The following is a 24,383-nucleotide window of genomic DNA, read 5'->3' as shown; positions in this document are numbered from 1 at the left end:
TTGTACAACAAGCCCTAATTATGTATTCTTAACCCCGAATCAACGTGACCTTAAACACACTTCCTGACTCGGAACTTGTCTCCAGTTCAACGGTCCCCTGGAATAATGCAAGCAAATGGCGGACTATCGACAGGCCAAGACCAGCCCCGCCATTCCTACGTGCCCGTGATGAGTCGATTCGATAAAACCGCTCAAAAACCAGTTCCCTGGATGTAGGAGATATTCCCCTCCCCGTATCCGAAACCCGAATCACAACCCGTTCGTCTTCATGCAAAACCTGCAGCGTAACGCTCCCATTTGGCCGATTATACCGGATGGCGTTGTCCAGCAGGTTTCGAAAGACCAGGAATAAGAAGCTTTCTTCTCCCTTAACCAAACCAGATAAGGGCTCCGTCAGATGAAGCGTCACTCCGTATTTGACTGCCATCGGTTCCATAAATGAAGTTGCATCTGCGAGAAGGGTTGCAAGCTCAACAACATTGTGCGCATCATGCGTCCGATCGTACGTTCCGTCAGCCAGCAGCAGCAAATCCTCCGTTAATGACTCTAGTCGCGAAAGCGTCCGCTCCGTTGTCTCCCTGTAATCTCTCCATTCGCTTGGATCAATACCAGAGCTGTCTCCGGCCACTTCAAGATTCGTGCGCAGGATGGAAAGCGGTGTTCTTAATTCATGAGCGGCGGCGGAAACAAACCGAGCCTGCTGTTTAAAAGAGTGCTCCAGCCCATCCAGCATCGTATTAAATGCGATCCCGAGCTTCTTCAATTCATCATGTAGTTGGTCAATCTCTAACCGGTTGTGCAGGGTGGTTGCCGTTATACCAGCAGCTGTTTCACTCATCTGTTTCACAGGCTTCAGGATAATCACTGCGAGCCATTGCGCGCTGAGAACCATGCCTGCTAAAGCTACAAGCAAGCTTATGATTCGCCCTTGTATCTCGGATACAATCCTGTATGCGGAGAAAAAAGACTCTATGGACGCATATAGAATAATCATTATCGCCAAAAAAAGAATAGCAAACAGCGTCAATCTTGAACGCAGTGAAAGACGGTTCCATCGTCTCATTTCGTTTCCTCTTTCTTTTCAGCTGTGCGCATAGCCCATTTATACCCATAACCTTGAACGGTCTGAATATACCTTTCTCCTGCCTCTGGATCATGGTGCGAGAGCTTTCTGCGCAGGGAATTGATGTGAACCCGGACCGTTGAGGTAAGTGGGTCCGCATGGATATCCCATACGTGTTCAAGTAGCTTTTCAGATGAAATGACTTCGCCGGGATGCAGCATCAGATATTCGAGCAAACCGAATTCTTTTTTCGTCAATGAAATAAGCGTATTCTCAAACCAGACTTGCTTCGTTTTCGAATCAAGGGTAAGCTGCTCGAAATGCAAGACTGGGCTTTTCACGGAAGAACTCCGGCGAAGGAGCGCCCGTATGCGGGCAAGCAATTCATTGAACACGAAGGGTTTGCGGAGGTAGTCATCTGCACCTGAATCGAGCCCTTCTTCCACCTCGTCCGGATGGCTGCGCGCTGTCAACATGAGGATAAAAACATCGTTATGGTGTGATGACTGGCGAATTCGTTGACAAAGTGAAATGCCATCCAGCTCCGGAAGGTTGATGTCGAGGAGAATCACATCATATTCATTGGTATCTGCCAACTCCCATCCCGTTAGCCCGTCAACAGCGCTGTCCACTGCATAACCTTCTCGCTTTAAGCCCTTGGCTAATGCACGTGAAAGGTCCTCCTCATCTTCAACAATGAGGATTCGCATAATACCACTCCCTTCCTTTTATGACAATAGCATACCACTCGCATTTTTGCGATGCGAGGAAAATAATCGTATCTTTCGTAGCTTACTTAACAAGGATTTAACAGCTCGGCCCTTATAATCAAGGCATATCTTCCTTTTGCATGGAGGGTGTTGGACAGAATGATAAGAAGGAGGAGTTTCTTTGTTAATTGAGGTTGTATCCGCTGGACCGGGGTGTTCGATTTGTCAAAAAGCGCTAAAGCTAGTTAAGCTAGTAGCGGTAGAATTTCCGCAAGTTGAGACTCGTGAGTTACATGTGGTCGAACAGTTTGAACGTCTCCAAGAATTGAACATTTTCAGTGCTGGAGCGATTCTCATCAATGGGAAAGCTGAATTTGGCTCTTTACCTTCGTTGCCTAAGCTTCGTAATCGTGTATACGAATTGCTCAATTAGGAAGAAAATCTACTAAATCCAAGGAGAAACTAATGGAAGATTTATATCATTTTACGATCACAGGCGGAATTTCCGGCTCTACCTATATCCTTGTGTTCGTCGTCGGAATCGTGAGCGCGGTTTTGGCATGCTATTTGCCTGTGCTTGCTATGTTTGCGAATTATGTCCAGAGAGGAGCAGCCGGTGATAAAAGAAAAGCCATTCGGATATCCATCAACTTTATCTTGGGTATGGTTGTCACTTCACTGATAACTGGTTTGATCTTCGCGCTGCTTGGCCAACAGTTCCTGCCCTTTGTTGAGAAATATCGTTTGCTAAACTGGGTTCCGCCGCTCTTTGACATTTTGGCTGGTCTGCAGTTGCTTGGTGTCATTTCATTCGCAATGCCTACTTTCCAAAAGCCCTTGAGCCGCCCAGAAGGCCCACAAGGCACCGTGGCTGCTTTCAGACTAGGGATTCCTTATGGACTTGTCATTTCGCCCTGTGCAATCCCAATCTTTTTTGCTCTGATTAGCTATATTGCACTTCAGGGAAGTCCGCTTCACGGAGCGTTGCTCATGACTACTTATACGTTAGGGAAGAGCGCGGTACTCGCAGCTGTTGCAGTCTTTTCCATTACTATTCTACGCAAATTGGCAAAATGGGGCGGTCCTGTAAAAAAAATTGCCGGCTACCTATCAATCGTAATTGGTATTGCTTTTCTGGTAATTGGGTTTATTAAATAATTGCCTTGGAAAACTGCTTCGTGTCCTGATACACTTGGAACAAGACAGGTGTCCACATTGGAAAACTAAGAATGAGTGAGCGTACAGAAGAATTTATTATTACATATAATAGGAGGAGAATTATTCATGTCATTAAATAAAGCGCTAGAAGAAATGAAACAACAGTTTATCGCCCATTCGCCAGCAGAAGTTCAGGCTGCGATGTTTCGTTCGATCCGAGAACAACAGGAGTCGGGAGTACAATACGGCCTGCAGGAAGGGCAGAAGGCGAAGGACTTTACGCTGAAAAACGCGATGGGCGTCCCCATTCACTTGTACGATGAACTGGCCAAAGGTCCTGTCGTTCTCACCTTCTACCGTGGTGGCTGGTGCCCGTACTGCAACTCGCAGCTCCGGGCATATCAGAGAGTGCTGCCGGAGATTGAAGCGTTAGGTGCCAGGCTCATCGCCGTTAGCCCGCAAAGCCCAGATAACACGCTTTCTCATCAGGAGAAGGAAGAGCTGCAGTTCCAAGTACTGAGCGATACGAACGGTCTAGTGGCCGCCTTTTACAATATTTTGTACGACGTACCGCCTTACATTCAGGAGATCATGACGAACCTGTTCAAGCTGAATCTTGCAGAATATAACGCAACGGAGCGATGGATTCTCCCCATTCCTTCCACATTCATGATCGACGAGTCCGGCATTATCCGTTCCGCGTACGTCAACCCGGATTTTATGAAGCGTTTGGAGCCAGAGGATATTCTGGTTGAGTTAAGAAAGTTGTGAACTGCCATCGACTCGAATTAAAGCAAAGACCCATGCGATGAAGACGCATGGGTCTTCGTCTGTTAAGATTTATGCCCCTTATATCCCTCAAAATGCCCCCATTTACACAAAATTATCCCCTTTTAACATTTTGATCATAATCTTTTAACTCTCTAATCACACAATTCAAATCCCGAACACAAAGCCCTAAATTCGCTCACAATGTTTAACACTTTGAAAACAGACAATTGCACTTTCCTGTCGTACCATGGCAATAGACAGATGAAATTAGCAAATTATCGAAGGTGAATAGGATGCGCAAGTGGCCCAAATTGTTGTTAAAAATAAGTCTTGTCATGGCAATTGTAGCCGGAGCTTTTTATTATTGGCTGCGTCCGTTGTTGGTCAGAATTGAAAGTACGACGCTGGCTGACGGCATACATGTGAAGTTTAAGACACAAGGAATGAATGTTGAAGAATACACGAATGATGCCTGGCAGCCATATTTCGCCAAGGGAATTAATATGGGGGCGACAATCCCCGGGCATTATCCTGGTGAACTGGCCATTTCCGAAGATGAATATGAGAGATGGTTTGGCATGATTCAGGACATGGGAGCGAATGTGATTCGGGTGTATACGATCATGATGCCCGAGTTTTACGAGGCGCTTGCCAAATACAACATGAAACATCAGAAAGACCCGCTATTCTTCCTTCAGGGCGTATGGAGCCCCGAGGAACAACTAATTGAAGGGCAGGATGCCTTCGATCCCAAGATCAAGGAGAAATTCGAGCAAGAGATTAAAGACGCAGTTGCGGCGGTTTATGGCAAAACCACCCTCACACCCGAACCTCACTCGGGCAAAGCGGGCGGTGCCTATAAATATAATGCAGGTCCGTATCTCATGGGCTGGATTGTTGGGACGGAATGGGATCCGAAGATGGTGAAGGGGACCAATGAATTGCATGCGGACACCCCGGACTACGCGGGAAAATATTTCAGCAGTACACCGGGTGCGAACGCTTTTGAGAAGTGGTTGGCCTTGATGGTCGACACGGCGGCGCAAACAGAGATTCAGTATGGCTGGCAACATCCGATGGCTTTCGCCAATTGGGTAACGACAGATCCGATTGCACATCCGGGGGAACCTCTAGTTGAAGAGGATATGGTCAGTGTCGATCCGACGCATATTGAGGCGGTGAATTGGGAAGCGGGCTATTTTGCCTCGTATCATATCTATCCGTACTATCCAGATTTCTTCGCTTTTGATAAGTCGTTCCAGGAAATGACCAATAGCAAGGGGGAGCCAGATAGTTACCTCACCTACCTGAATAAGCTAAAAGCAGCGCATCCGAATATGCCGGTGATGGTCACTGAATATGGCGTACCGGCTTCCTTAGGCGTAGCCCACGTGGGCACCCTTGGACGGAACCAAGGTGGTCATAGTGAGAAGGCGCAGGGAGAGATCGATGCGGAATTGCTAGGGCAGATTCACGAAACTGGCTATGCCGGGGCGATTTTGTTCACATGGCAGGACGAATGGTTCAAGAAGACGTGGAACACGCAGCGTTACGATGAAGCGGATCGAAGGGCGTACTGGTATAACACGCTGACGAATGAGTCTTTCTTCGGGGTGGTCGGCATGTTCCCAGGTAAGGATGAAGCAATTCACATTGATGGGGACGCCTCGGATTGGGACAAATTGAAGGATAAGACGAAGCTCGATATACAAGCTCCTGGCTTTGAGGAAATCTGGGCCACGCATGACGAGGGCTACCTTTACTTGCAAGCCAAGCTCTCTGAGCCGTTCGACCCGTCGAAGGAAAGTATCAATTTCGGGGTAGATACGCTGCCCGGTGGCAATCGTCATGGACCAGAGCTTCACGGCATGGTGCTTGATGAAGGATTAGAAACATTAATTGGGCTGTCAGATGACACTCGAAGCCGTATAACGATCGCTTCCAATTACGATATTCATGCACGGCTTTATGAGCGTGCCGGACTGCCGGCAGTCGATCCGAAGGAGAAGCTGGAGGATTCGGGGATTTTCAAACCTTGGAAGCTAGCGGTCAATTATCTGCTGGAATATCCCGACTCCCGGGTGAACCACCCCTTCGGGGATGTCGAGGTTGGGATTTTAGAGAGAGGCTACAGTGATCCGGCGCGTCCTGAATACAATTCGAAGGCGATGTGGCAGGTTCAGGGACAGGTGCTCGAAATGCGCATCCCGTGGATGCTGCTAGGATTCAGCGACCCAAGCTCTCTTAGTGTGATCAACTACACCCAGCCAAGCAAAAATAAATTTGAAATGACGCACGTGAAAGGCGTTCGCCTAGTTCCTTGGATTGTGAAGGAAAACCAAGTCGTCGGTCAGGAAAACCCCGCTGCGGCGCAGCCAGTAGCAGTGTCCGCTATGCCGCTATACACCTGGCAGGGCTGGGAGGATAAGGTGAATTACGTGGAACGGCCGAAACAAAGTTACTACATGCTGAAAGAGGCGTTGCATAAGATCAATGGCCCCATAACGACTAACGATCAACCGGGGAGCTGAAAATAAGGAGAGTGCAGGCGTGTACACCAATCTGAATGCAGCCATACAAGCGTTATATATTATTTTGGCTTTTAATCTCATCTGTGTGGTTATCATTTATGCCATTAAGGTGAGAAGTATTAGAAGGAGAGGGCTGAATGACCGATTCCAGACGAAGTTTAAGGATTATCTGACGTATGTGCAAGCTAATCTGGATGGGGTGGAGCCATTAAGGGTTCCTCCCTGGACGATGAATTCGGTGGAAAGGGAAGCCATGCAGGAGAAGCTGAATGATATGATGGAAATCTTCTCCGGCGAACAGCGGCACAAGCTTGTGCAGCTTTGCCTAGATCTGGGGCTTGTGCAGCACCATCAGGAGCGATTTAACAGCCGATCTTATCGGGTGAAGCTGGACGCTGCCTATCATTTGGGATGCATGCGGGTGAAGGAAGCAGTCCCGGGATTATTAGAAATGTTACAGAAGCACCCGCTCGATTCGTCGCTGTTTGTCGTCGCCCGAGCGGTCGCTAAGTGTGCCCGCAGCCAGCAAGAGCTCCAAGCCATGGTTGAGACTGTGCTGGGGCACAATAAGAAATGCTACGAGCTGATCGTGAATATGATCGCCGATTCGGATGTGGATGCCGGTGCCTTGTACACGAGCTATGTGAGTCATAAGAATCCAGCTTACATTCGCATTGGGCTCATCGGACTGAATGTCTACACCGATCCGGCAGCGGCCTCTGCGGTTTACCGACTCATGGATGCCGAGCAGGAAGACATTCAGCTTAAAGCGGTGGATTTGTACCTGAAAAGCTCCCGTCTACTGCCTAGAAATATCGTTAGCAAGCTGCTGAATCATTCCAATCTGAGCATTCGCCAATTGACGATAGAGGCTTTGGCTGATATGAAGAACACAGCTTACGTCGAACTCATGACTTTCAGTCTGAACGACCCTGATCAACGCATCGTGCATGCGTCAGGCAAGGGGCTGCTTCGTATGGGTGAAGAAGGTATGGTGGCGCTTTGTGAAAGTGCAGCAGCGATTCAAGGCACAGAACGCGGTCAGTTTATGATGCAGCTGATTGAGGATGAAATCAAGCATCTGTCCATGGGGCTGCACAATTGGAATAAGCTCATGCAATATAACACACTGGTGTATACCTATGACAAAATATTTCGCAAATCAAAACGTATTTATCGTGTCGTATAGGAGGGTTGCGTAAACATGTGGGTTTTCGGATATCAAGTAATTTGGGATTCATTTCTGAATGGATTAAGGGAGTTTTTGCTCTATTACAGCTATGCTGCGCTCTTTTATGTTGTTCTCGTCACATTGCTCTATTATTTTATCTTCGGCTTCTCGATTCGGCATATATTCTCGATTAAGCGGGGAATTCAGTACAATCGGATCAATAAGCTATCCAGTTCCAGTCAACTCCCGCCGGTTTCTCTCTTGGTGCCGGCCTATAACGAGGAGTTAACGATTATTGAGAACGTCAGGTCGCTGCTCGCGCTCAATTATGCCGAATATGAGGTGATCGTCGTCAACGACGGTTCGCAAGATGGGACATTGAAATGCATGCTTGAAGAATTCAAGATGGAACTTATTCATCCGGTGCTCTCCAGCTCGATTAAAACCGGAAAAGTCAGAGGCGTGTACCACAATCCCGAGTATCCCAATCTATATTTTATAGATAAAGTAAATGGCGGGAAGGCCGATTCGCTAAACGCAGGCATTAACCTCTCCCATTATGCGTTAATTTCCACGATTGATGCAGACTCTTTGCTTGAAAAGGATGCCTTAACGCGGATTGCCCGGGTGTACATGGAGAACCCTGAGGAGACGATCGCCGTTGGGGGCAATGTTCGTATCGTAAACAGTTGCAAGGTGGAAGACGGTATTGTGAAGGATGTTCAGTTTCCTCGCAAGCTGCTGCCGGCACTGCAACACGTCGAATATACGAAAGCTTTCCTAGGCGGCAGGATCGGCTGGAGCGCTGTCAATGGCCTCATTATTATCTCAGGAGCCTTCGGCGTGTTTCAAAAGAGGATGGTCATCGCCGTCGGCGGTTACCGTGGGGGCTACCCCGGTGAGGATATGAACATTGTCATTAAGCTTCACCGTCACTGTTTGGAGAATAAAATCCCGTACCGGGTAGCCTTCTGCCCAGATGCGGTTTGTTGGACGCAAGCCCCTGATTCGTACCGCATCTTGAGCAGCCAGCGCAAGCGCTGGGGGCGGGGGAATCTGAAGAACATGATTGAGGAAGGGATTCACATGGTGATGCGCCCGAAATACAAAATTTTCGGCATGCTGACACTTCCCTATAACATTATTTTCGAAACGTTGAATCCGTATTTCCGTCTCAGTGGTCTGTTGGCGATATTGGGCTACTGGATGCTGAATATGACAGATTGGCACACCGTGGTGATTTTTTCATTAGTCAATTTATTTTCCTGCTTTGCCTTAAGCCTGGGGGCCCTGTTTATTGAAGAGACGGCCTTCAGCCGATATCCCAAGCTGAGTGACTTGAGCAAAATGATCTTGTATTCGCTCTTAATGTTTGCGGGGTATCGGCAAATCGGTGTTTGGTGGAGGTTAAACGGACATGTCCAATTCCTGCGGAATAACAACTCGTGGGGTACGATGGTCCGTACCAACTTTAATAAATAGCAATTCTAAACAAAGACAAGAGGAGTGGAGAAGATGGCTGTATTAGTGCATGATCCGATTCAAGAAGCAATTTTGCAGGTAGCAGAAAAAGTTCAGGCTTCGTATAAAAAGGGTGCTCCATACGGGATGATCCTTGTGCCATGTGCAGCGGTGGGCCCAAAGGTATTGGAACAAATGCAGTCCTATGTAAGCGGCTTTGAGCCAGAAATGCCCCTTCAGTGCTTCTACTTGGATGCCAGCGGACTTATCGGAATTGTTCTGTCCGGGCAGAAACTGATTAACACCCATTATGCATCGCTCGTGCTCAAAGAGTTCCTCGAACAGCAGAATATGCTCGAAGGTCAGATGGTCGTCGCCAGTTTCCCTGAGAGCGGAGAGCTGACGGAACAGTCGATGTCACAGATGCTTCATACAACACTCCAAGGAAAAGGGGAGAGCAGAGATATTCACCTTTTCATGAATCATGGGGCTCAACAAGGTATTACTTCGATTCTTATTGCCGATCCGGACGAGGTGAGCAGAGAGTTCGTCAAGCTGCGCTTAGAGATCAATGGTTACAAGGTAGAAGAGGCTAAGGATGGCAGTGAAGCGCTTGAGAAATTCGAGAAATCAATGCCAGATTTGGTGATTACAGAGCTGAACCTCCCCATTCTTGACGGCTACCAGTTGATTGACAAAATTCAGCGGGAGCATGGCGGCGAAGGACAAGTTATCGTTCTTACGGATAAACAGCTGCCCAAAAGCATGGATCGTGCCTTCGAATTAGGCGCATCCGATTATGTGACGAAGCCCTTCTCCATTTCGGAGTTAGAGTGGCGAATCAAGAAGCTAGTTCCCCGTCTCGGCTAATACACTTGGAAACATAGGAGGAGAATCATCATGAATGCATATAACCAATTAAAATATAAATTTCAGGCAAAAACAGCAGAAATCGGGGTCATCGGCCTCGGTTATGTAGGACTGCCTCTCTGCATGGAGATGGCAAAAGGCGGGTTTACGGTATACGGTATCGATCTCGATTTCCGGAAGGTAGAGTCGCTTCAAAACGGTCAATCGTACATTCAAGACGTTCCGAGCGAAGAAGTGGCGAAAGTGATCGAGTCTGGGCGGTTTATTCCGACCGATGACTACCATACGGTTCAAAGGCTGGATGCGATCTCCATCTGCGTACCGACGCCGCTTAGTGAAAACCAAGATCCCGATACCTCTTATATTCAGAGTGTTGTCCGGGAAATTAAGAAAAATCTCAAGCGCGGAGCTTTAATCATCCTGGAAAGCACCACCTATCCGGGAACGACGGAAGAGCTTATCCAGTTTGAGTTGGAAGCACAAGGACTTAAGGTGGGTAAGGATTTCTTCCTCTGCTTCTCGCCGGAGCGGGTTGATCCAGGCAATCCCAAATTCAACACTTATAATACGCCTAAGGTAATCGGCGGTACAACAGAATCGTGCATCGATCTCGGCGTTACGTTATACAGCCATGTCGTGAAAGATGTCGTACCTGTTTCCTCGCCGAAAGTAGCGGAGATGTCCAAGCTGCTTGAAAATACGTTCCGCAGTATTAACATTGCTTTCATTAACGAAATGGCCATGATGTGCGACAAAATGGACATTGACGTCTGGGAGGTTATTAAAGCGGCGTCGACGAAGCCTTTTGGTTTCATGCCGTTCCATCCGGGACCTGGTATCGGCGGTCACTGCATTCCGCTGGATCCGATGTATTTATCGTGGAAAGCCAAGGAATTCCGTTTTTATAGTAAATTTATCGAACTGGCGCAATCCATCAATGATAATATGCCGGAATATGTTCGGTATAAAGCTTCGCAGGTTCTTAATATGTATGCCAAATCCATTCGGAATTCGAAAATTCTTATTCTAGGAATGGCGTATAAGCCGGATGTGGATGATCTCCGTGAATCGCCAGGACTAGAGTTGTACGAGCTTCTTCGCGAGAGCGGAGCGCAAGTGGACTATTACGATCCGCATGCGGTTTCTTTCCTTGATAAAGAAGGGGCTACAGTACACTCTGTGAAATATGATCTGTCTACTTTTGCTAATTATGACTGCATGGTATTAATCACGAATCACCGCATCTTCAATAATCGTGAGTTAGCAGAGCTTGATGTGCCGATCATTGATACACGCAACGCGTTTGTAGACATTCAAAGGGATAATATTTATAAATTGGGAACAGGTATTCGTCAGCAAGAAGTAAGGCTCGCTGTTGGCGTATAGACTTAGCTTAGAAGAGAGAGGAGTAACTAACGATGTGTGGCATTGTGGGATATATTGGAAAACGTGATGTGCAGCCGATTCTGTTGAACGGTTTAAGCAAGCTGGAGTATAGAGGGTATGATTCTGCGGGGATCGCGGTCCTAGTGCAGGATCGGCTCAAGGTTAGCAAGGCGGAAGGACGTCTGGCTAATTTATCGGGTCAGCTGGATAAGCAGCCGTTGAAAGGATCGATCGGTATCGGGCATACGCGCTGGGCGACGCACGGCCGACCGTCGGATGTTAACTCCCATCCCCATACGGATATGTCGGGTAAGTTCACGGTCGTGCATAACGGCATCGTGGAAAACTATATGGAACTCAAGCAAGAGTTGGAGGATAAAGGTGTTACCTTTACTTCTGAGACCGACACTGAGGTGATTGCTCACTTGCTTGCTGAGCATTACGATGGCGATATTTACACCGCTATGCTTGCGGTCATTCAGAGACTGCAAGGGGCTTATTCCCTCGGTGTCATGACCGAGTATGAGCCGGATAAACTTGTCGCAGTCAGACAAGCAAGTCCGCTAGTTATTGGCGTGGGTCAAGGAGAATACTTCATGGCTTCAGATATTTCTGCGCTTATTGAGCATACGCGTGAAGTTTATATTCTGGAGGATGGCGATTTGGCCATCCTTACACATGAGGGTATCTCTATTACGAAGATCGAGACAGGGCTGCCGGCGGCATGTAAGCTGATGCATATCGATTGGAGCGCGGATCAGGTGGAGAAGGGACCGTTCGAGCATTTCATGCTGAAGGAAATTCACGAACAGCCGTTAACGCTGCGGGGTACGATGCTTGGGCGTATTAACGATGCGGACCAAGTGAGTTTCCCGGAATTGGCACATGCAGCAGGAGCGTTTCAACAGGTGGACAAAATCTTCATCGTGGCTTGCGGTACCGCCTATCACGCCGGCCTTGTCGGCAGCACGGTTCTGGAGAAGCTGACGCGAATCCCCGTGCAGTGCGATATCGCATCGGAATTCCGATATCGGGACCCCATCGTTACAGAACGAACGCTCGTCATCGTTGTAAGCCAATCTGGGGAGACGGCAGATACGCTGGCTGCGCTGCAGGAGAGCAGAAGGCAAGGCGCCAAAGTATTGGCTATTACGAATGTGCCAACCAGTTCTGTTGCACGAGATGCGGACTATGTCATTGCAACGAAGGCCGGCCCGGAAATTGCGGTAGCATCGACCAAAGCATATACCGCTCAGTTGCTCGCTTTCTATTTGTTCGGCATTTACTTGGCCCAGGAAAGACAGACGCTCTCTGCCGAGCTTCATGCGGAGCTGATCAGAGGCTTGAAGTCACTTCCCGTTCAGGTGGAGAAGGTGCTGGAGAATGCGAACGAAGTGAAGCTGTATGCAGAATCGATCAAGGATGCGGAGAGCTTATTCTTTATCGGAAGAGGCTTGGACTACGCTGTTGCGCTTGAGGGTTCCCTCAAACTGAAAGAGATCTCTTACATCCATTCGGAGGCTTATGCAGCCGGAGAGCTTAAGCATGGCACATTGGCGCTGATCGAGAAGGATACGCCGGTGATTGCGCTGGCTACACAGATGGATCTGTACGAGAAAACGGTGAGCAATATCAAAGAGGTCAAGGCGCGCGGAGCGCACGTCATGGGAATTACGGTAGAAGGCAATGTAGGGCTTCTCAACGCAGTTGATGAAATCTGCTTCATTCCACCGTCCCATGGGCTCTTGGCACCGATTTTGGCCGTGGTACCGTTGCAGTTAATTTCCTACTACGCCTCCCTGGCGTTAGATAACGATATTGATAAACCGCGCAACTTAGCCAAAAGCGTGACGGTAGAATAACGAACCGGAAGGGAGCTGAATCACTTACATGGAAGCATTCGCTATTCTGTTAGGAGCAGGGAAGGGCACACGGATGAAGTCGGAGCTGCCCAAAGTGCTTCATCCTATCGGCGGCATACCGATGATCGGCCGTTTGGTGGACAAGCTGGAAGCGATGCCGATCACCCGAATTGTGGCTGTGATCGGCCATCGGGGAGAGCTGGTGAAGAAGTGCTTGGGAACGCGGGTTACCTACGCTCAGCAGGAGAATCAGCTGGGAACGGCACACGCCGTTCTCCAGGCAGAGCGGCTGCTACATAACCGCAGCGGCTCGACCTTGGTGCTGACGGGCGATACGCCGCTTATCCGGCAATCGACCATCGAGCGGCTGCTGGCGGCTCAGCGGGCACATGCAAGCGCGGGTGTGGTGCTGACTGCGATTGTGAAGGATCCAACCGGCTATGGCCGAATTATTCGAGATGCTGCAAGCGGCGAAGTGGTCGATATCGTTGAAGAGAAAGACGCGACGCCTGAGCAGAGAGCCATTAACGAGATTAACACAGGGATTTTCTGTTTCGATAATGACAGCTTGTTCCAAGCACTCCCTAGCATTACTAATCACAATGCGCAAGGAGAGTACTACTTGACCGATATCGTGAAGGTGATGCGGCAGAGGGGTATTTCCAGTGGCGAGAAGCGCTTTGATGCGATGATTCTCGAGGATGGGGCAGAGGTGATGGGGATTAATACCCCGGAACAATTGGAGGAAGCGAATCGGATCTTTTATGAACACATGGGGATATTTGCCTAACAAGCCATAGGGAGGAGTGTTGATATGGGAGCTATTTTCGGTACGGATGGCGTCAGAGGTGTTGCCAACCGTGAGTTAACGCCAGAGCTGGCTTATGAACTAGGGCTAATTGTTGGCTATATGCTTATTCGCAGCTGTGAGGGGATTCGGCCATCCGTCGCCATTGGACGGGATACCCGCATCTCCGGGCATATGCTAGAAGCGGCTTTGTCTGCTGGGTTATTATCCGCCGGGGCGGATGTCGTAAGACTAGGCGTCCTACCGACGCCGGGTGTGGCTTATGTCACACGACAGTCAGGCATGGACGCAGGGGTAATGATCTCTGCCTCTCATAATCCGGTGGAGGATAATGGGATCAAATTTTTTGCAAGGGACGGCTTCAAAATGCCGGATGCTTGGGAAGCGGAAGTCGAGAGCCGCTTGCAGGGTGACGAGCATCGGAGTTCCCGCCCTACGGGAGCGGGGATTGGTACGCTGCGTGATGATCCGCAGGGTGCGCAAGACTATTTGAGCTATTTGAAGTCAACAGCTTCGATGCCGCTGGTAGGCTGTAAAATTGTGCTCGATTGTGCCAACGGGGCAGCCTCCGTGTTAGCTCCGCAGCTGTTCGCTGAGTTGGGTGCGGAGACCATTCTGATGCATCATCTCCCGGATGGTTTAAATATTAATCTGGATTGCGGATCGACGCATCCAGAGCATCTGCGTAAGGCTGTACTGGACCATCAGGCACATGCGGGGCTTTCGTTCGACGGCGATGCGGACCGGCTGATTGCAGTTGATGAGCGGGGTGAAATATTGGATGGGGATCACATCCTCTATATCCTTGCCGCTCATCTGGCCAAGCAGGGACGGCTGCGTCAGAACACTGTCGTTTCTACTGTCATGAGTAACCTTGGCTTTCATCAAGCGCTGCATACTATTGGCCTCGACTCGTTAAAAAGCAAGGTAGGAGACCGACATGTCATGGAAACGATGCGCAGCGGCGGGTACAACTTGGGTGGTGAGTCGTCCGGGCATATCATTCTGCTGGATCATTCCACGACTGGAGACGGTCTGTTATCCGCCCTTCAGTTGTTGCAGGTAATGATTCAAGAAGGCAAGCCACTATCCGAACTCGTATCCCCTGTCGTCAAATTCCCTCAGCTGGTTGTGAATGTACGCGTGATGAATAAATACAAGCTAGAAGGCAATCGTCGTATTGATGCCGTCATCCGTCAGGTGGAGAGTGAGATGGCCGGTCGCGGACGTGTATTAGTGCGGCCTTCCGGCACGGAATCACTGGTGCGGGTGATGGCAGAAGGACCGGATGAACGGGAATTGTCCGGTTATGTGGAAGGCATTGTAGAGGTGGTCAAGGAAGAGCTTGAATATAGCATGGTATAAACCTTTAGTTTCTTTGAGAAAGACGATTGTCTGCTTGATTATTATTCAAATAATAGTAAGTATTCCTTTGTTTTTCCCGGTGTACTCGCTGGACACTGGGCTTGGCGTGGAGGTCAATGGGGAGAAGATCGTCTTTGCCGATGCTCAGCCCTATATGGATGAGACGACAGGCAGTACAATGGTGCCGGTAAGGGAGATAGCTGAGAAGTTGGGTGCTGAAGTGGGATGGAATCGTTCCCTGGAACAGGTAACTTTTCGCAGTAAATATGCCACATCATTATTGATCATTGGTCAAAAATTTGTGTTGGTGGACGGCAAGCAGGTGGAAATAGACGCTCCGGCTGTCCTGAGAAATGACCGAACCATGGTTCCGCTGAGAGCGGTCAGTGAAAGCCTCGGAGCTGATGTGGATTGGGTGGGAGAACGAAATTTGGTGCTGATTACTTCGGTGGACAAAGCGCAGAGATCCACTTGGATCTGGGATAGCAAGTTAATTGAGACGGATGGTGAGCGCGTTCTCCAGTTTGCGGTGAACCAGAAGCTGACGTCCCTGTATCTACGCTATGAAAAAACGTATCCAAGTCTGGATGTTTACCGAAATTTCATCCGCAGAGCGAATGAGCTGGGCATCAAGGTGGAGGCGCTGGCTGGCCAATCGGATTGGATTTTTGAGTATAACCATATCTATATCCGGCAGTGGATCGCAGCGGTTACGCAATATAACGCTTCGGTAGGCGCTCTGGAGCGCTTCCAGGGCTTCCATTTTGATATTGAACCCTACACCTTGGAGATGTGGAAGACCAATCAGACCTTGGTGCTCGAACAGTGGATGAATACGATCAGGCTCATTGAGTCTCAAGTGAAGAGCTCGGATCGCAGCATGACGATGGCTTTCGATATTCCTTTTTGGATCAACAGCAGTAAGGTTCCCGGATCTAATTACTCCTTTAGCGCATGGCTGATAGAGAAGGCGGATAGTGTCGTCATAATGGCTTATCGGAATAAGGCACTCGGCAGCAATGGCATTATTGCCAGAGCCAAGTCCATTATTTTAGAGGCAGCAACGTTGAAGAAACAGGCCGTCATTGCTGTGGATACGGTGCCTAGCAAGGAAGCCGATTATACGACCTTCTATACGTCAAATTCTTCGCTTATGGAGTCGGAACTGAAACAGGTCAAGGAAAGCCTCTCCCTTTATCCGAGCTATATCGGCATCGCTGTCCATGATTACGTGAGATGGATCGAACTATTGAACGCTAATCGTTAATCGGGTTCGATGAACAAGAAGGAGGAGGATGCAAGATGAAGAAAATTGGTTTAGTGATCTCGCTATTGGCTGGTGCGGCGCTGGGTGTCTCAGGCATGGCCTTTGCAGGCGGCAATGAAGCAGCTAACACGGGCAGTACTTTTCAGGAATCGGCTTTACCTGGGGGAGGCCTGGAGGTCCCTCATAATGATCGAATTCATCTCTCTACCGATAAGCAGTGGATCTCCTCAGAAGGCCACTTGTCGGATCTTATCCGGCTGCAGTGGACGAAAGACCGAGCGAAGCCGGCGATCGCTTGGCTGGATGAGAATGGCAAAGACAAAGCGGCAATCATCGCGCATGCCAAAGCGAATAACCCCGAGCAGCACGATCACAACCATATGTCGTTCGAAACGACGATGGCACCTGACGGCAAAAACCCGAATGAACTGTTCACACGTCTGGAAATTCCGTTCGATCAGGATGTGGCTGAAATTCGTACCCATTCCTCTAATTTCAATGTGATGGACGGGGTTCTGAGGGTTGCTGGAACCGTTGGCGTCAATCGCGATCTGACTTGGGCCAAAGCTGACGACGGGAATGCGACGACGCCCCGCTGGGCCATGCGTGCAGATAACTCCGAGGAAACGGGAGGTAATGCCGGTTCCAATCTGCAGATCATCCGCTATTCGGATGATGGTAAAGCCTTGGACAATCCGTTATCGATTAACCGCAGCAGCGGCAATATCGGAATTGGCAACTCGGACGCCAAGACTAAGCTGGACGTCAATGATGACAGCATTCGCATCAGGAAGTCTATGACGCCGGCCTCGGCTACTGCTCCTGGAGAAGTTGGCGAGATGGCGTGGGATGACGGATTTGTTTATGTGTGTGTGGCACCCAATACCTGGAAGAGAACGGCATTATCTTCGTGGTAAAAATAATTTTTTTAAAGTCCTCTATCTCATAGAGGGCTTTTTTTAGTGTAAAGCGAGAGATGCCCTGTGGGGCGCGGGATTAGACGCGTAAAGCTTGTTCATGAAGTGAAGATTTTCTATTTTTTGTAAGCGGTGTCATGTGATTCCTTTTGTGTCATATAAAGAATACAAACCAGGGTACCCCCTTAAAATGGAAAAGATTGTAGAAAACTATGGGAGGATCATAGAAAGGTGTGACCGCTTGTGCCTTGGAAAGTGTTGATTGCGGATGATGATCCGAATGTGAGAGAAATCATCCGGCTCTATTTCCGTCAGCAGCTCATTGAATTAATCGAAGCCCCTGACGGTGTCGCGGCCCTGAACATGTTAGCGGAAGTTAAGCCTGATATTGTGATATTAGATGTGATGATGCCCGGACTTGACGGGTATGAAACGTGCCGTGAGATTACTAAGCGTTATGAAGATGTGCCAGTTATTATGCTGACAGCGAAGAACGATGAATTCGATCGGGTGCTAGGCCTTGAGCTGGGCGCCGACGATTATATGACCAAACCTTTCAGTCCGAGGGAGCTCGTGGCGCGCATTAAAGCGATTTTTCGCAGGATGCAGAAGGGACAGCCCGTTATTGAGGTGGACGCACCAGTCCAATATGAGTTTGATAATTTAGTCATCCATGTGACTCGACGAGAGGTGCTCGCGGGGAGCACGAAGATTGACATGCGTCCCAAGGAGTTTGAATTGCTCGCATTTTTTGCGAAATCCCCAGGCGACGTGTTTACGAGAGAGCAGCTGCTGGAGCAGGTGTGGGGTTATGATTTTTTAGGTGATATGCGAACGGTGGATGTCCATATTAAAAAACTTCGTGAAAGATTAAGCCCGTGTCATCATGTGTGCATTCATACAGTTTGGGGAGTGGGTTATAAATTTGAGGTAGCCGCATGTACTTAAATCCAAATAAGAGCATTCTCCGCAAAATGCTGACAAGCTCCATGGTTACGGTGCTTCTCGGGCTATGCGCGGTGGGGCTCGTTATTTCGCTTTTTGCCAAGGATTATATCGTTAATTCCAAAAGTAATGAGATGATCCGCCAAGCTAAGCAGGTGAATCTTGCCATTCAAGATCAAACGGATCCGAGTGACAGATTTAAGGAACAGCTGCGCTTTTTCGATCAAGCCTTCGATTCGCGTATTTGGATATTTGACTTAAAGGGAAACATCGTGACGACCTCTTCCAAGGATGAGGTAAACATAGGTAAAGTCGTTAGCACAGAAGTGATCAACGGTGTCTTGAGTGGTGAACCCGCGGTATGGAATCAGTCCGAGGGATTTAAGGAAGGCATGCTTTCGGTTGCCGTCCCTTGGGGCAAAGACAACGATGTATATGGTGGAATCGTCTTGCATTCGCCACTTAAAGGGATGAATGAAACGATCGCTCAGCTCCGAGAAACCATCCTTTGGGTAACCCTGCTTGGTATCTTCTTTTCATTTGGTGTATCCTCCTATTTTTCCTGGTCCATTACCCGGCCTATCCAACAGATCGACAAGGCAGCAGCCAAGATTGCCATCGGAGATTATAGTGAACGCATCCAAATCGATTCCAAAGACGAGATCGGCGAACTGGCGACGACCATTAATCACATGGTGGAGCAGATTGCGCGCGTGGATCTGGAGAAGAGACAGCTGAATCAGATGCGGCACGACTTTTTGGCTAATGTTTCTCATGAGTTGCGCACGCCGCTTACGGCGATGCGGGGTTTTCTAGAGGCGCTTCAAGATGGTCTGATTGAAGAAGGAGCGCGGGAAAGGTATTACGAAATCCTGTATAACGAAACTTTACATATGAATCGGTTGGTCGATGATATTACGGATCTCATGAAGTTGGAAAATAAAGAGATCGATCTGATGTGGGTGGCCGTCGATGTTCAGGCGATGTTGTCCAAGCTAGCCTTCAAATTCCAACCGGAAGCGGAACTCCGTGGAACGTTCATTCACTGCTATGAGGATGATAACTCACCACAGGCTCACGCTGATCCGGATCGGCTAGAACAAATTTTAAACAATTTGATCAAAAATGCTGTTAAATTCACCGAGAACGGGACGATCGAATTGAAGGCAATGGTGATTCCATCGGAGGAATGTGTCCTCATCACGGTTACCGATACGGGAATTGGTATATCACCCGAGGATCAGGGACTCATCTGGGAGCGTTTCTTCAAAGTGGAGAGAGGCAGACCCGTGAAGCACAAAGGCTCATCCGGGTTGGGTCTCGCCATTGTGCGAGAGCTTGTCGAGCTTCACAATGGAAGCATACGTGTGAGAAGCGAGCTCGGGATCGGAAGCACCTTCGAGGTGAGAATTCCGCTTTATGAGAGCCGCCCGTATGTGCAGCCGATGGTGAGTTTGGCAGGTGTTAGTTAGTTTATAGAAAGACCGCAGAGAAGGGAGGTTCCTTTTCTGGGGTCTTTTTGGCGTTGGGGAAGCCAACCACGGGGTATCCTGCCAAAGTGAATAACTGGATTTTCTGTAGCTAATTCAAGCGAAATCCTATCATTTTGCAAAATAACTGGATTTTCTCCTGCTATTTCAGGTTAGCATCCCCGATTGTGACATTTTGAGGTGAAATAGATGTAGAAAATCCAGTAATAGTCCTCAAATGCTAGTTTCTCCCGGAAATAGATGTAGAAATTCCAGTTAATTCCTAAAATCATTTGCACTAATAGATTATATACAACAATTGACAAATTTTGCTATGATCTGTGATAATAAAATAGGAAATTAGAACTATATTCCATTCATCTTAGATATTCACATTTTTGAGGTAAAGAGGGATTCTATGTTTAACCTTGTACAGGCATCGCCAGCAGATGATAGGTTTTTGTATGATTTATACGCAAAAACGAGAACGGATGAACTACATGTACTAGATTGGGACGATGCACAGAGAAATGCCCTTATGCGCATGCAGTTTGATGCACAAAGGCGCTCCTATCGGATGCAATACGCCGATTTCGAACAAAATATCGTGTGCCTAGGTTCAGAGGCGATAGGGCAAATTTCGAAAGCTTCCGCGGAAGACGCTATCCTTCTAGTAGATATTACGATCACTTCTAGTCATCGCTGCCAGGGTATTGGAGGGAAGTTAATTCGTGAACTTCAAGATGCTGCCAAACAGCAAGGCAAGAAAGTTCGACTCCATGTCCTCCAGATGAGTCCTGCAGCGCGGCTCTATCATCGTCTGGGATTCCAAGTAACTGCTGAGCGATTTCCTTACATAGCCATGGAATGGGATGACGATGTACATGCAAATTTTCCAATCAGGTAATTGGAGACGGGAGGGAAGAGAATGCGATCCTTTGCAGAAGCAGCTTCTATGCACGGCAGTGACTTCCATCTTGCCGCTTTACATGGGGTGCAGCTAACGCTGAAATTAACGGAAGTGCAGGACAGGGGCAGCAACGACCGTTTTGAACAATTCACCTTGTTGTTGAAAGGCTCGCTGCAAGTGCCTCTCATCCAGGGAATCTATCGGCTAGAGCATGAGATCGCAGGTGTTGTAGATTGGATGCTCGTTCCAGTTGCTAGAGATGCGGATGGCTATATCTATGAGGCTGTGTTTAATTTGTTGAAAAATTAGAGTGAACTAGCAATTTTAATTTGAAGGAGGCAGAACAATGAGCGATCAATATGTAGGAGAAATTCGTATGTTTAGCGGAACCTATGCACCGATCGGATGGTTGCTGTGCAATGGTCAGGTGCTAAGTATCAGTCAATATGAGGCCTTGTACACTTTAATCGGCACAACCTACGGGGGAGATGGACGTACGACTTTTGCAGTGCCGGATTTACGGGGACGCGTTCCTGTTCATATGGGTACTGGGTATGTGCTGGGTCAGAAGGCAGGTACCGAGCAGGTAACACTAGATGAGACGCAATTGCCTGCTCATACGCATGTTCCAAACGCATCCAACGTTGTAGGAACTAGTGCTAGCCCAGCTAATGCTGTTTGGGCTACCAGCTCTGCGGCTTCTGTACAACCTTATTCGACAACTGCGCCGAACACGACGATGAACCCAGCGGCAATCAGTTCTGTTGGGGGAAATCAATCGCATGACAATATGATGCCGTTTGTGACGGTTTCGTTCATTATTGCAACCGAAGGCGTATTCCCTAGTCAATACTAAATTTAAGGAGGGACGATCATGGAACCTTTTTTGGCCGAAATTCGAGCTTTTTCTTTTAATTTCGCTCCGCGCGGCTGGGCGTTCTGTAATGGGCAATTATTGCCGATTCAACAAAATACTGCGCTTTTCTCTTTGCTGGGCACAACTTACGGTGGGGATGGTCGAACGACCTTTGCGCTGCCTAATCTTCAGGGCAAAGCGCCGCTTCATCGCAGCAGTTCCATCGCTTACGGTACATCGGGGGGAGAGGCCGCACATACGCTGACGATTAATGAGATGCCGATGCATACGCATGACGTCACTGGGGGAAGTGACGAAGCGACATCTTTTAAACCTACTGGTGTTACATGGGGAACGAATTCTAACGGCTATAACATATACCAGCCAACAGCCAATGTGACGATGAACAGCGATGCATTGGGGCTTAGCGGAGGCAGTCAGTCGCATAACAACATGCAGCCTTACACGGTTGTGAATTTTTGCATCGCGCTGACGGGCATCTTCCCGCCACGCTCATAATGAAGGAGGATTGAACGAGATGGATCCGTATTTAGGAGAAATTCGAATTTTTGCTGGTAATTATGCGCCGTCAGGCTGGGCTTTTTGTGACGGTACGGTGCTGCCTGTTTCGCAGAATTCAGCTCTTTATTCAATTATTGGCGGTTTATATGGCGGAAATGGCACAACGACCTTTGCATTACCGAATCTGATGGGCAGCGTTCCTATTCATCAAGGTACAGGCCCTGGCTTAACGCCTCGGATTGTTGGAGAGGTAGGAGGAGAGCCCGATGTCACGCTGTTAGAAACGCAAATTCCAAATCATACGCATGAGATTAATGCTGAACTTATACCGACAGGAGCGGAACCGACGCAGACGATTTGGTCGAGTACTGCAGCAAAGCGGGGTTCTAACATTTATTCCAAGAATCTGGATACGCCAATGAATCCGTTGGCTTTAGGAGTTACAGGCAACAGCCTTCCACACAACAATATGCAACCGTTCGTTGCAATGAGTTTTATTATTTCTCTGGAAGGTAATTATCCTCCGAAACCTTAAAACTAGTGCATAGACGAATCCCCTGCTTCTGCTGATAAGGCGGGGGTATTTTTTTAGGAGGGAAGAACAGTTATGTCTATTGTGGCAAGAAGTCTAAAATTGGTGATAGCTCTCATTATAGTATTTGCTAGCTTTGTCGGAACATCTAATGTAGAGGTTACAGCTAGCAGTTCGATTACATATGGCTCCTCGCAGTTTGGCGCAATTAATAGCAGTGGTGCAAGTCTATCTGACAGTCATTTTACTTTTACTGGTGGAGACTCTTTGGGTAATAATACTATTGGGATCGATGAAGACGGAATTTACTTGACGGGTAGTAATGGTAACCCTTCGAACGGAGCTTCAGGAGTAGTTCATATTAATTCCAAGAATGCGAGCAATGAATTTACGATTCGGTCGATTTATGTCAATGCACAAGTGGGGAAAAACGTTACTTTTGAAGTGCGTTTTAATAACACAGGTAGTCCTGTAGAAACCATAACTATTAGTAATAGTAGTAGTAACGATTCAACATCCGGTGGTTTCAATTATAAACGAATTACGTTTTCTGCCCCTACCTCGGTGAAAAGTGTAGATATAACGATTACAGATAACTCTGCTGTAAAATTTGTGGGCAGTAATGCCTCAATCGTAGACTTTGTTATTGATAGCTTTCCAGCTCCACCAACAATAACAAATTACACACTAACGTACGCTGCAGGCTCTGGTGGGACTTTAACTGGAACGCTTTCGCAAACGGTAGCCAGCGGTGGAAGTGGTACAGCTGTGACAGCTGTGCCGAATATGAACTACCGCTTCGTGAACTGGAGCGACGGTGTGACGACGGCAACGCGTACGGACACTAACGTAACGGGAAATAAGAGCCTAACGGCTACGTTTGCGCTTAACGAGTACACCTTGACGTATACAGCAGGTGCGAACGGGACGCTGACAGGTATGACGCCACAGACGGTTAATCCTGGTTCGGATGGAACGGCAGTCACGGCAAATCCGGCTGCTCACTACCACTTCGTGAACTGGAGCGACGATGTGATGACAGCTACGCGTACGGATACGAACGTACAGAGTGATCTGAATGTGACGGCGAATTTCGCGCTCGATACGTACACGTTGTCGTACGCTGCTGGAGCGAATGGCACATTGACGGGTACTGCGATACAGACAGTTGGCTACAATCTGAGCGGAAGCGCGGTAACCGCAGTCCCGAATACGAACTATCGCTTCGTGAACTGGAGCGACGGTGTAACGACAGCAACACGTACGGACACCAACGTAACGGCAAATAAAAACCTAACAGCTACGTTTGCCATTAACGAGTACACGTTGACGTATACGGCAGGTGCGAACGGGACAATAACAGGTACGACGCCACAGACCGTTAATCATGGTTCGGATGGGACGGCAGTCACAGCAGTTCCGGCAACGGGCTACCATTTTGTCAAATGGAGTGACCATGTAACAACGGCAACTCGCATGGATACGAATGTGCAGGGTGGACTGAACGTGACAGCTACTTTTGCGATTGACACGTATGCCTTGACCTACACAGCAGGCGCGAATGGCACATTGACAGGCACCCCGTCGCAGACGATCGATCGTGGAGCAGATGGAACGGCAGTCACCGCAGTGCCGAATACGGGCTATCACTTTGTGAACTGGAGCGACGGTGAGACCACAGCAACACGTACGGACACTAACGTAACGGCAAATAAAAACCTAACAGCTACGTTTGCCATTAACGAGTACACGTTGACGTATACGGCAGGTGCGAACGGGACAATAACAGGTACGACGCCACAGACCGTT

At 48.5% G+C, this 24,383-nt stretch carries 23 protein-coding genes; 21 read left to right on the top strand and 2 right to left on the bottom strand.

Translation table 11 applies throughout. The features are described from left to right. Positions 1-28: 28 nt before the first annotated feature. Together AC58PV_RS24060 and AC58PV_RS24055 are read right to left on the bottom strand one after the other, a co-directional pair. Complete coding sequence (locus tag AC58PV_RS24060) at positions 29-1,063, bottom strand: sensor histidine kinase (protein ID WP_497435059.1); 1,035 nt, start codon at positions 1,061-1,063, stop codon at positions 29-31. Then, positions 1,060-1,773 (bottom strand): response regulator transcription factor, encoded by a 714-nt coding sequence (locus tag AC58PV_RS24055; protein WP_497435057.1) that lies wholly within the window; start codon positions 1,771-1,773, stop codon positions 1,060-1,062. Before AC58PV_RS24055 ends, AC58PV_RS24060 begins: the two co-directional genes overlap by 4 nt. Before the next feature lie 181 nt (positions 1,774-1,954). Here AC58PV_RS24055 and AC58PV_RS24050 point away from each other — a divergent pair, with 181 nt between their 5' ends. From AC58PV_RS24050 to AC58PV_RS23950, 21 genes are all read left to right on the top strand, one after another. After that, entirely contained in the window at positions 1,955-2,206 is a 252-nt protein-coding gene (locus AC58PV_RS24050; RefSeq protein WP_497435056.1) for a thioredoxin family protein, read from the top strand. 32 nt (positions 2,207-2,238) lie between these two features. Continuing rightward, positions 2,239-2,931 carry a cytochrome c biogenesis CcdA family protein gene (locus AC58PV_RS24045; protein WP_497435054.1) on the top strand — a complete coding sequence of 231 codons (693 nt, stop codon included), beginning with the start codon at positions 2,239-2,241 and terminating at the stop codon, positions 2,929-2,931. Between the two features lie 126 nt (positions 2,932-3,057). After that, positions 3,058-3,702: a peroxiredoxin-like family protein gene (locus AC58PV_RS24040; protein ID WP_497435053.1), complete on the top strand. Its 645-nt coding sequence runs from the start codon at positions 3,058-3,060 to the stop codon at positions 3,700-3,702. Positions 3,703-3,995: 293 nt separating this feature from the next. Further along, the gene (locus tag AC58PV_RS24035) at positions 3,996-6,233 is read left to right on the top strand and encodes a hypothetical protein (protein ID WP_497435052.1); all 2,238 of its coding nucleotides are present in this window, start codon (positions 3,996-3,998) and stop codon (positions 6,231-6,233) included. Between the two features lie 19 nt (positions 6,234-6,252). Continuing rightward, complete coding sequence (locus tag AC58PV_RS24030) at positions 6,253-7,422, top strand: HEAT repeat domain-containing protein (protein WP_497435050.1); 1,170 nt, start codon at positions 6,253-6,255, stop codon at positions 7,420-7,422. A 15-nt stretch (positions 7,423-7,437) separates the two neighbouring features. After that, on the top strand, positions 7,438-8,886 hold the full coding sequence (locus tag AC58PV_RS24025; RefSeq protein ID WP_497435049.1) for a glycosyltransferase family 2 protein: 1,449 nt from the start codon (positions 7,438-7,440) through the stop codon (positions 8,884-8,886). 33 nt (positions 8,887-8,919) lie between these two features. Next, complete coding sequence (locus AC58PV_RS24020) at positions 8,920-9,735, top strand: response regulator transcription factor (RefSeq protein ID WP_497435048.1); 816 nt, start codon at positions 8,920-8,922, stop codon at positions 9,733-9,735. Positions 9,736-9,765: 30 nt separating this feature from the next. Next, positions 9,766-11,121: a nucleotide sugar dehydrogenase gene (locus AC58PV_RS24015; protein ID WP_497435047.1), complete on the top strand. Its 1,356-nt coding sequence runs from the start codon at positions 9,766-9,768 to the stop codon at positions 11,119-11,121. Between the two features lie 32 nt (positions 11,122-11,153). Continuing rightward, complete coding sequence (gene glmS, locus AC58PV_RS24010) at positions 11,154-12,983, top strand: glutamine--fructose-6-phosphate transaminase (isomerizing) (protein WP_497435045.1); 1,830 nt, start codon at positions 11,154-11,156, stop codon at positions 12,981-12,983. A gap of 28 nt (positions 12,984-13,011) precedes the next feature. Then, positions 13,012-13,773 carry a sugar phosphate nucleotidyltransferase gene (locus AC58PV_RS24005; RefSeq protein WP_497435044.1) on the top strand — a complete coding sequence of 254 codons (762 nt, stop codon included), beginning with the start codon at positions 13,012-13,014 and terminating at the stop codon, positions 13,771-13,773. A gap of 24 nt (positions 13,774-13,797) precedes the next feature. Beyond that, a complete protein-coding gene (glmM, locus tag AC58PV_RS24000; RefSeq protein ID WP_497435043.1) occupies positions 13,798-15,156 on the top strand; it encodes a phosphoglucosamine mutase in 1,359 nt (452 codons plus the stop codon). Continuing rightward, the gene (locus AC58PV_RS23995; RefSeq protein ID WP_497435042.1) at positions 15,137-16,423 is read left to right on the top strand and encodes a copper amine oxidase N-terminal domain-containing protein; all 1,287 of its coding nucleotides are present in this window, start codon (positions 15,137-15,139) and stop codon (positions 16,421-16,423) included. Before glmM ends, AC58PV_RS23995 begins: the two co-directional genes overlap by 20 nt. 35 nt (positions 16,424-16,458) lie before the next feature. Then, positions 16,459-17,340 (top strand): hypothetical protein, encoded by an 882-nt coding sequence (locus AC58PV_RS23990; RefSeq protein ID WP_497435041.1) that lies wholly within the window; start codon positions 16,459-16,461, stop codon positions 17,338-17,340. 243 nt (positions 17,341-17,583) lie between these two features. Next, positions 17,584-18,288 carry a response regulator transcription factor gene (locus AC58PV_RS23985; protein WP_497435039.1) on the top strand — a complete coding sequence of 235 codons (705 nt, stop codon included), beginning with the start codon at positions 17,584-17,586 and terminating at the stop codon, positions 18,286-18,288. After that, the gene (locus tag AC58PV_RS23980; protein ID WP_497435038.1) at positions 18,279-19,757 is read left to right on the top strand and encodes a sensor histidine kinase; all 1,479 of its coding nucleotides are present in this window, start codon (positions 18,279-18,281) and stop codon (positions 19,755-19,757) included. Before AC58PV_RS23985 ends, AC58PV_RS23980 begins: the two co-directional genes overlap by 10 nt. A gap of 415 nt (positions 19,758-20,172) precedes the next feature. Next, on the top strand, positions 20,173-20,661 hold the full coding sequence (locus AC58PV_RS23975; protein WP_497435037.1) for a GNAT family N-acetyltransferase: 489 nt from the start codon (positions 20,173-20,175) through the stop codon (positions 20,659-20,661). 21 nt (positions 20,662-20,682) lie between these two features. Continuing rightward, complete coding sequence (locus AC58PV_RS23970; protein ID WP_497435036.1) at positions 20,683-20,973, top strand: DUF6916 family protein; 291 nt, start codon at positions 20,683-20,685, stop codon at positions 20,971-20,973. 37 nt (positions 20,974-21,010) lie between these two features. Continuing rightward, on the top strand, positions 21,011-21,520 hold the full coding sequence (locus AC58PV_RS23965; protein WP_497435035.1) for a phage tail protein: 510 nt from the start codon (positions 21,011-21,013) through the stop codon (positions 21,518-21,520). Between the two features lie 15 nt (positions 21,521-21,535). Further along, positions 21,536-22,039, top strand: a complete 504-nt coding sequence (locus tag AC58PV_RS23960; RefSeq protein WP_497435281.1) for a phage tail protein — start codon at positions 21,536-21,538, stop codon at positions 22,037-22,039. Between the two features lie 19 nt (positions 22,040-22,058). After that, the gene (locus AC58PV_RS23955; protein WP_497435033.1) at positions 22,059-22,577 is read left to right on the top strand and encodes a phage tail protein; all 519 of its coding nucleotides are present in this window, start codon (positions 22,059-22,061) and stop codon (positions 22,575-22,577) included. 72 nt (positions 22,578-22,649) lie between these two features. Beyond that, positions 22,650-24,383, top strand: a 1,734-nt coding sequence (locus tag AC58PV_RS23950) for an InlB B-repeat-containing protein (protein WP_497435032.1), incomplete at its 3' end; no start/stop codon positions are given.

The sequence above is a fragment of the Paenibacillus sp. J22FR83 genome, from assembly GCF_059691955.1.
The sequence above is the reverse complement of the archived record's forward strand: the minus strand, read 5'-3'. Positions and strand labels throughout refer to the sequence as shown.

Coding starts and splice junctions, on each gene's coding strand:
- AC58PV_RS24060 (WP_497435059.1), bottom strand. CDS start 1,063: ATGAGACGATGGAACCGTCTTTCACTGCGTTCAAGATTGACGCTGTTT.
- AC58PV_RS24055 (WP_497435057.1), bottom strand. CDS start 1,773: ATGCGAATCCTCATTGTTGAAGATGAGGAGGACCTTTCACGTGCATTA.
- AC58PV_RS24045 (WP_497435054.1), top strand. CDS start 2,239: ATGGAAGATTTATATCATTTTACGATCACAGGCGGAATTTCCGGCTCT.
- AC58PV_RS24040 (WP_497435053.1), top strand. CDS start 3,058: ATGTCATTAAATAAAGCGCTAGAAGAAATGAAACAACAGTTTATCGCC.
- AC58PV_RS24035 (WP_497435052.1), top strand. CDS start 3,996: ATGCGCAAGTGGCCCAAATTGTTGTTAAAAATAAGTCTTGTCATGGCA.
- AC58PV_RS24025 (WP_497435049.1), top strand. CDS start 7,438: ATGTGGGTTTTCGGATATCAAGTAATTTGGGATTCATTTCTGAATGGA.
- AC58PV_RS24020 (WP_497435048.1), top strand. CDS start 8,920: ATGGCTGTATTAGTGCATGATCCGATTCAAGAAGCAATTTTGCAGGTA.
- AC58PV_RS24015 (WP_497435047.1), top strand. CDS start 9,766: ATGAATGCATATAACCAATTAAAATATAAATTTCAGGCAAAAACAGCA.
- glmS (WP_497435045.1), top strand. CDS start 11,154: ATGTGTGGCATTGTGGGATATATTGGAAAACGTGATGTGCAGCCGATT.
- AC58PV_RS24005 (WP_497435044.1), top strand. CDS start 13,012: ATGGAAGCATTCGCTATTCTGTTAGGAGCAGGGAAGGGCACACGGATG.
- glmM (WP_497435043.1), top strand. CDS start 13,798: ATGGGAGCTATTTTCGGTACGGATGGCGTCAGAGGTGTTGCCAACCGT.
- AC58PV_RS23990 (WP_497435041.1), top strand. CDS start 16,459: ATGAAGAAAATTGGTTTAGTGATCTCGCTATTGGCTGGTGCGGCGCTG.
- AC58PV_RS23980 (WP_497435038.1), top strand. CDS start 18,279: ATGTACTTAAATCCAAATAAGAGCATTCTCCGCAAAATGCTGACAAGC.
- AC58PV_RS23975 (WP_497435037.1), top strand. CDS start 20,173: ATGTTTAACCTTGTACAGGCATCGCCAGCAGATGATAGGTTTTTGTAT.
- AC58PV_RS23970 (WP_497435036.1), top strand. CDS start 20,683: ATGCGATCCTTTGCAGAAGCAGCTTCTATGCACGGCAGTGACTTCCAT.
- AC58PV_RS23965 (WP_497435035.1), top strand. CDS start 21,011: ATGAGCGATCAATATGTAGGAGAAATTCGTATGTTTAGCGGAACCTAT.
- AC58PV_RS23955 (WP_497435033.1), top strand. CDS start 22,059: ATGGATCCGTATTTAGGAGAAATTCGAATTTTTGCTGGTAATTATGCG.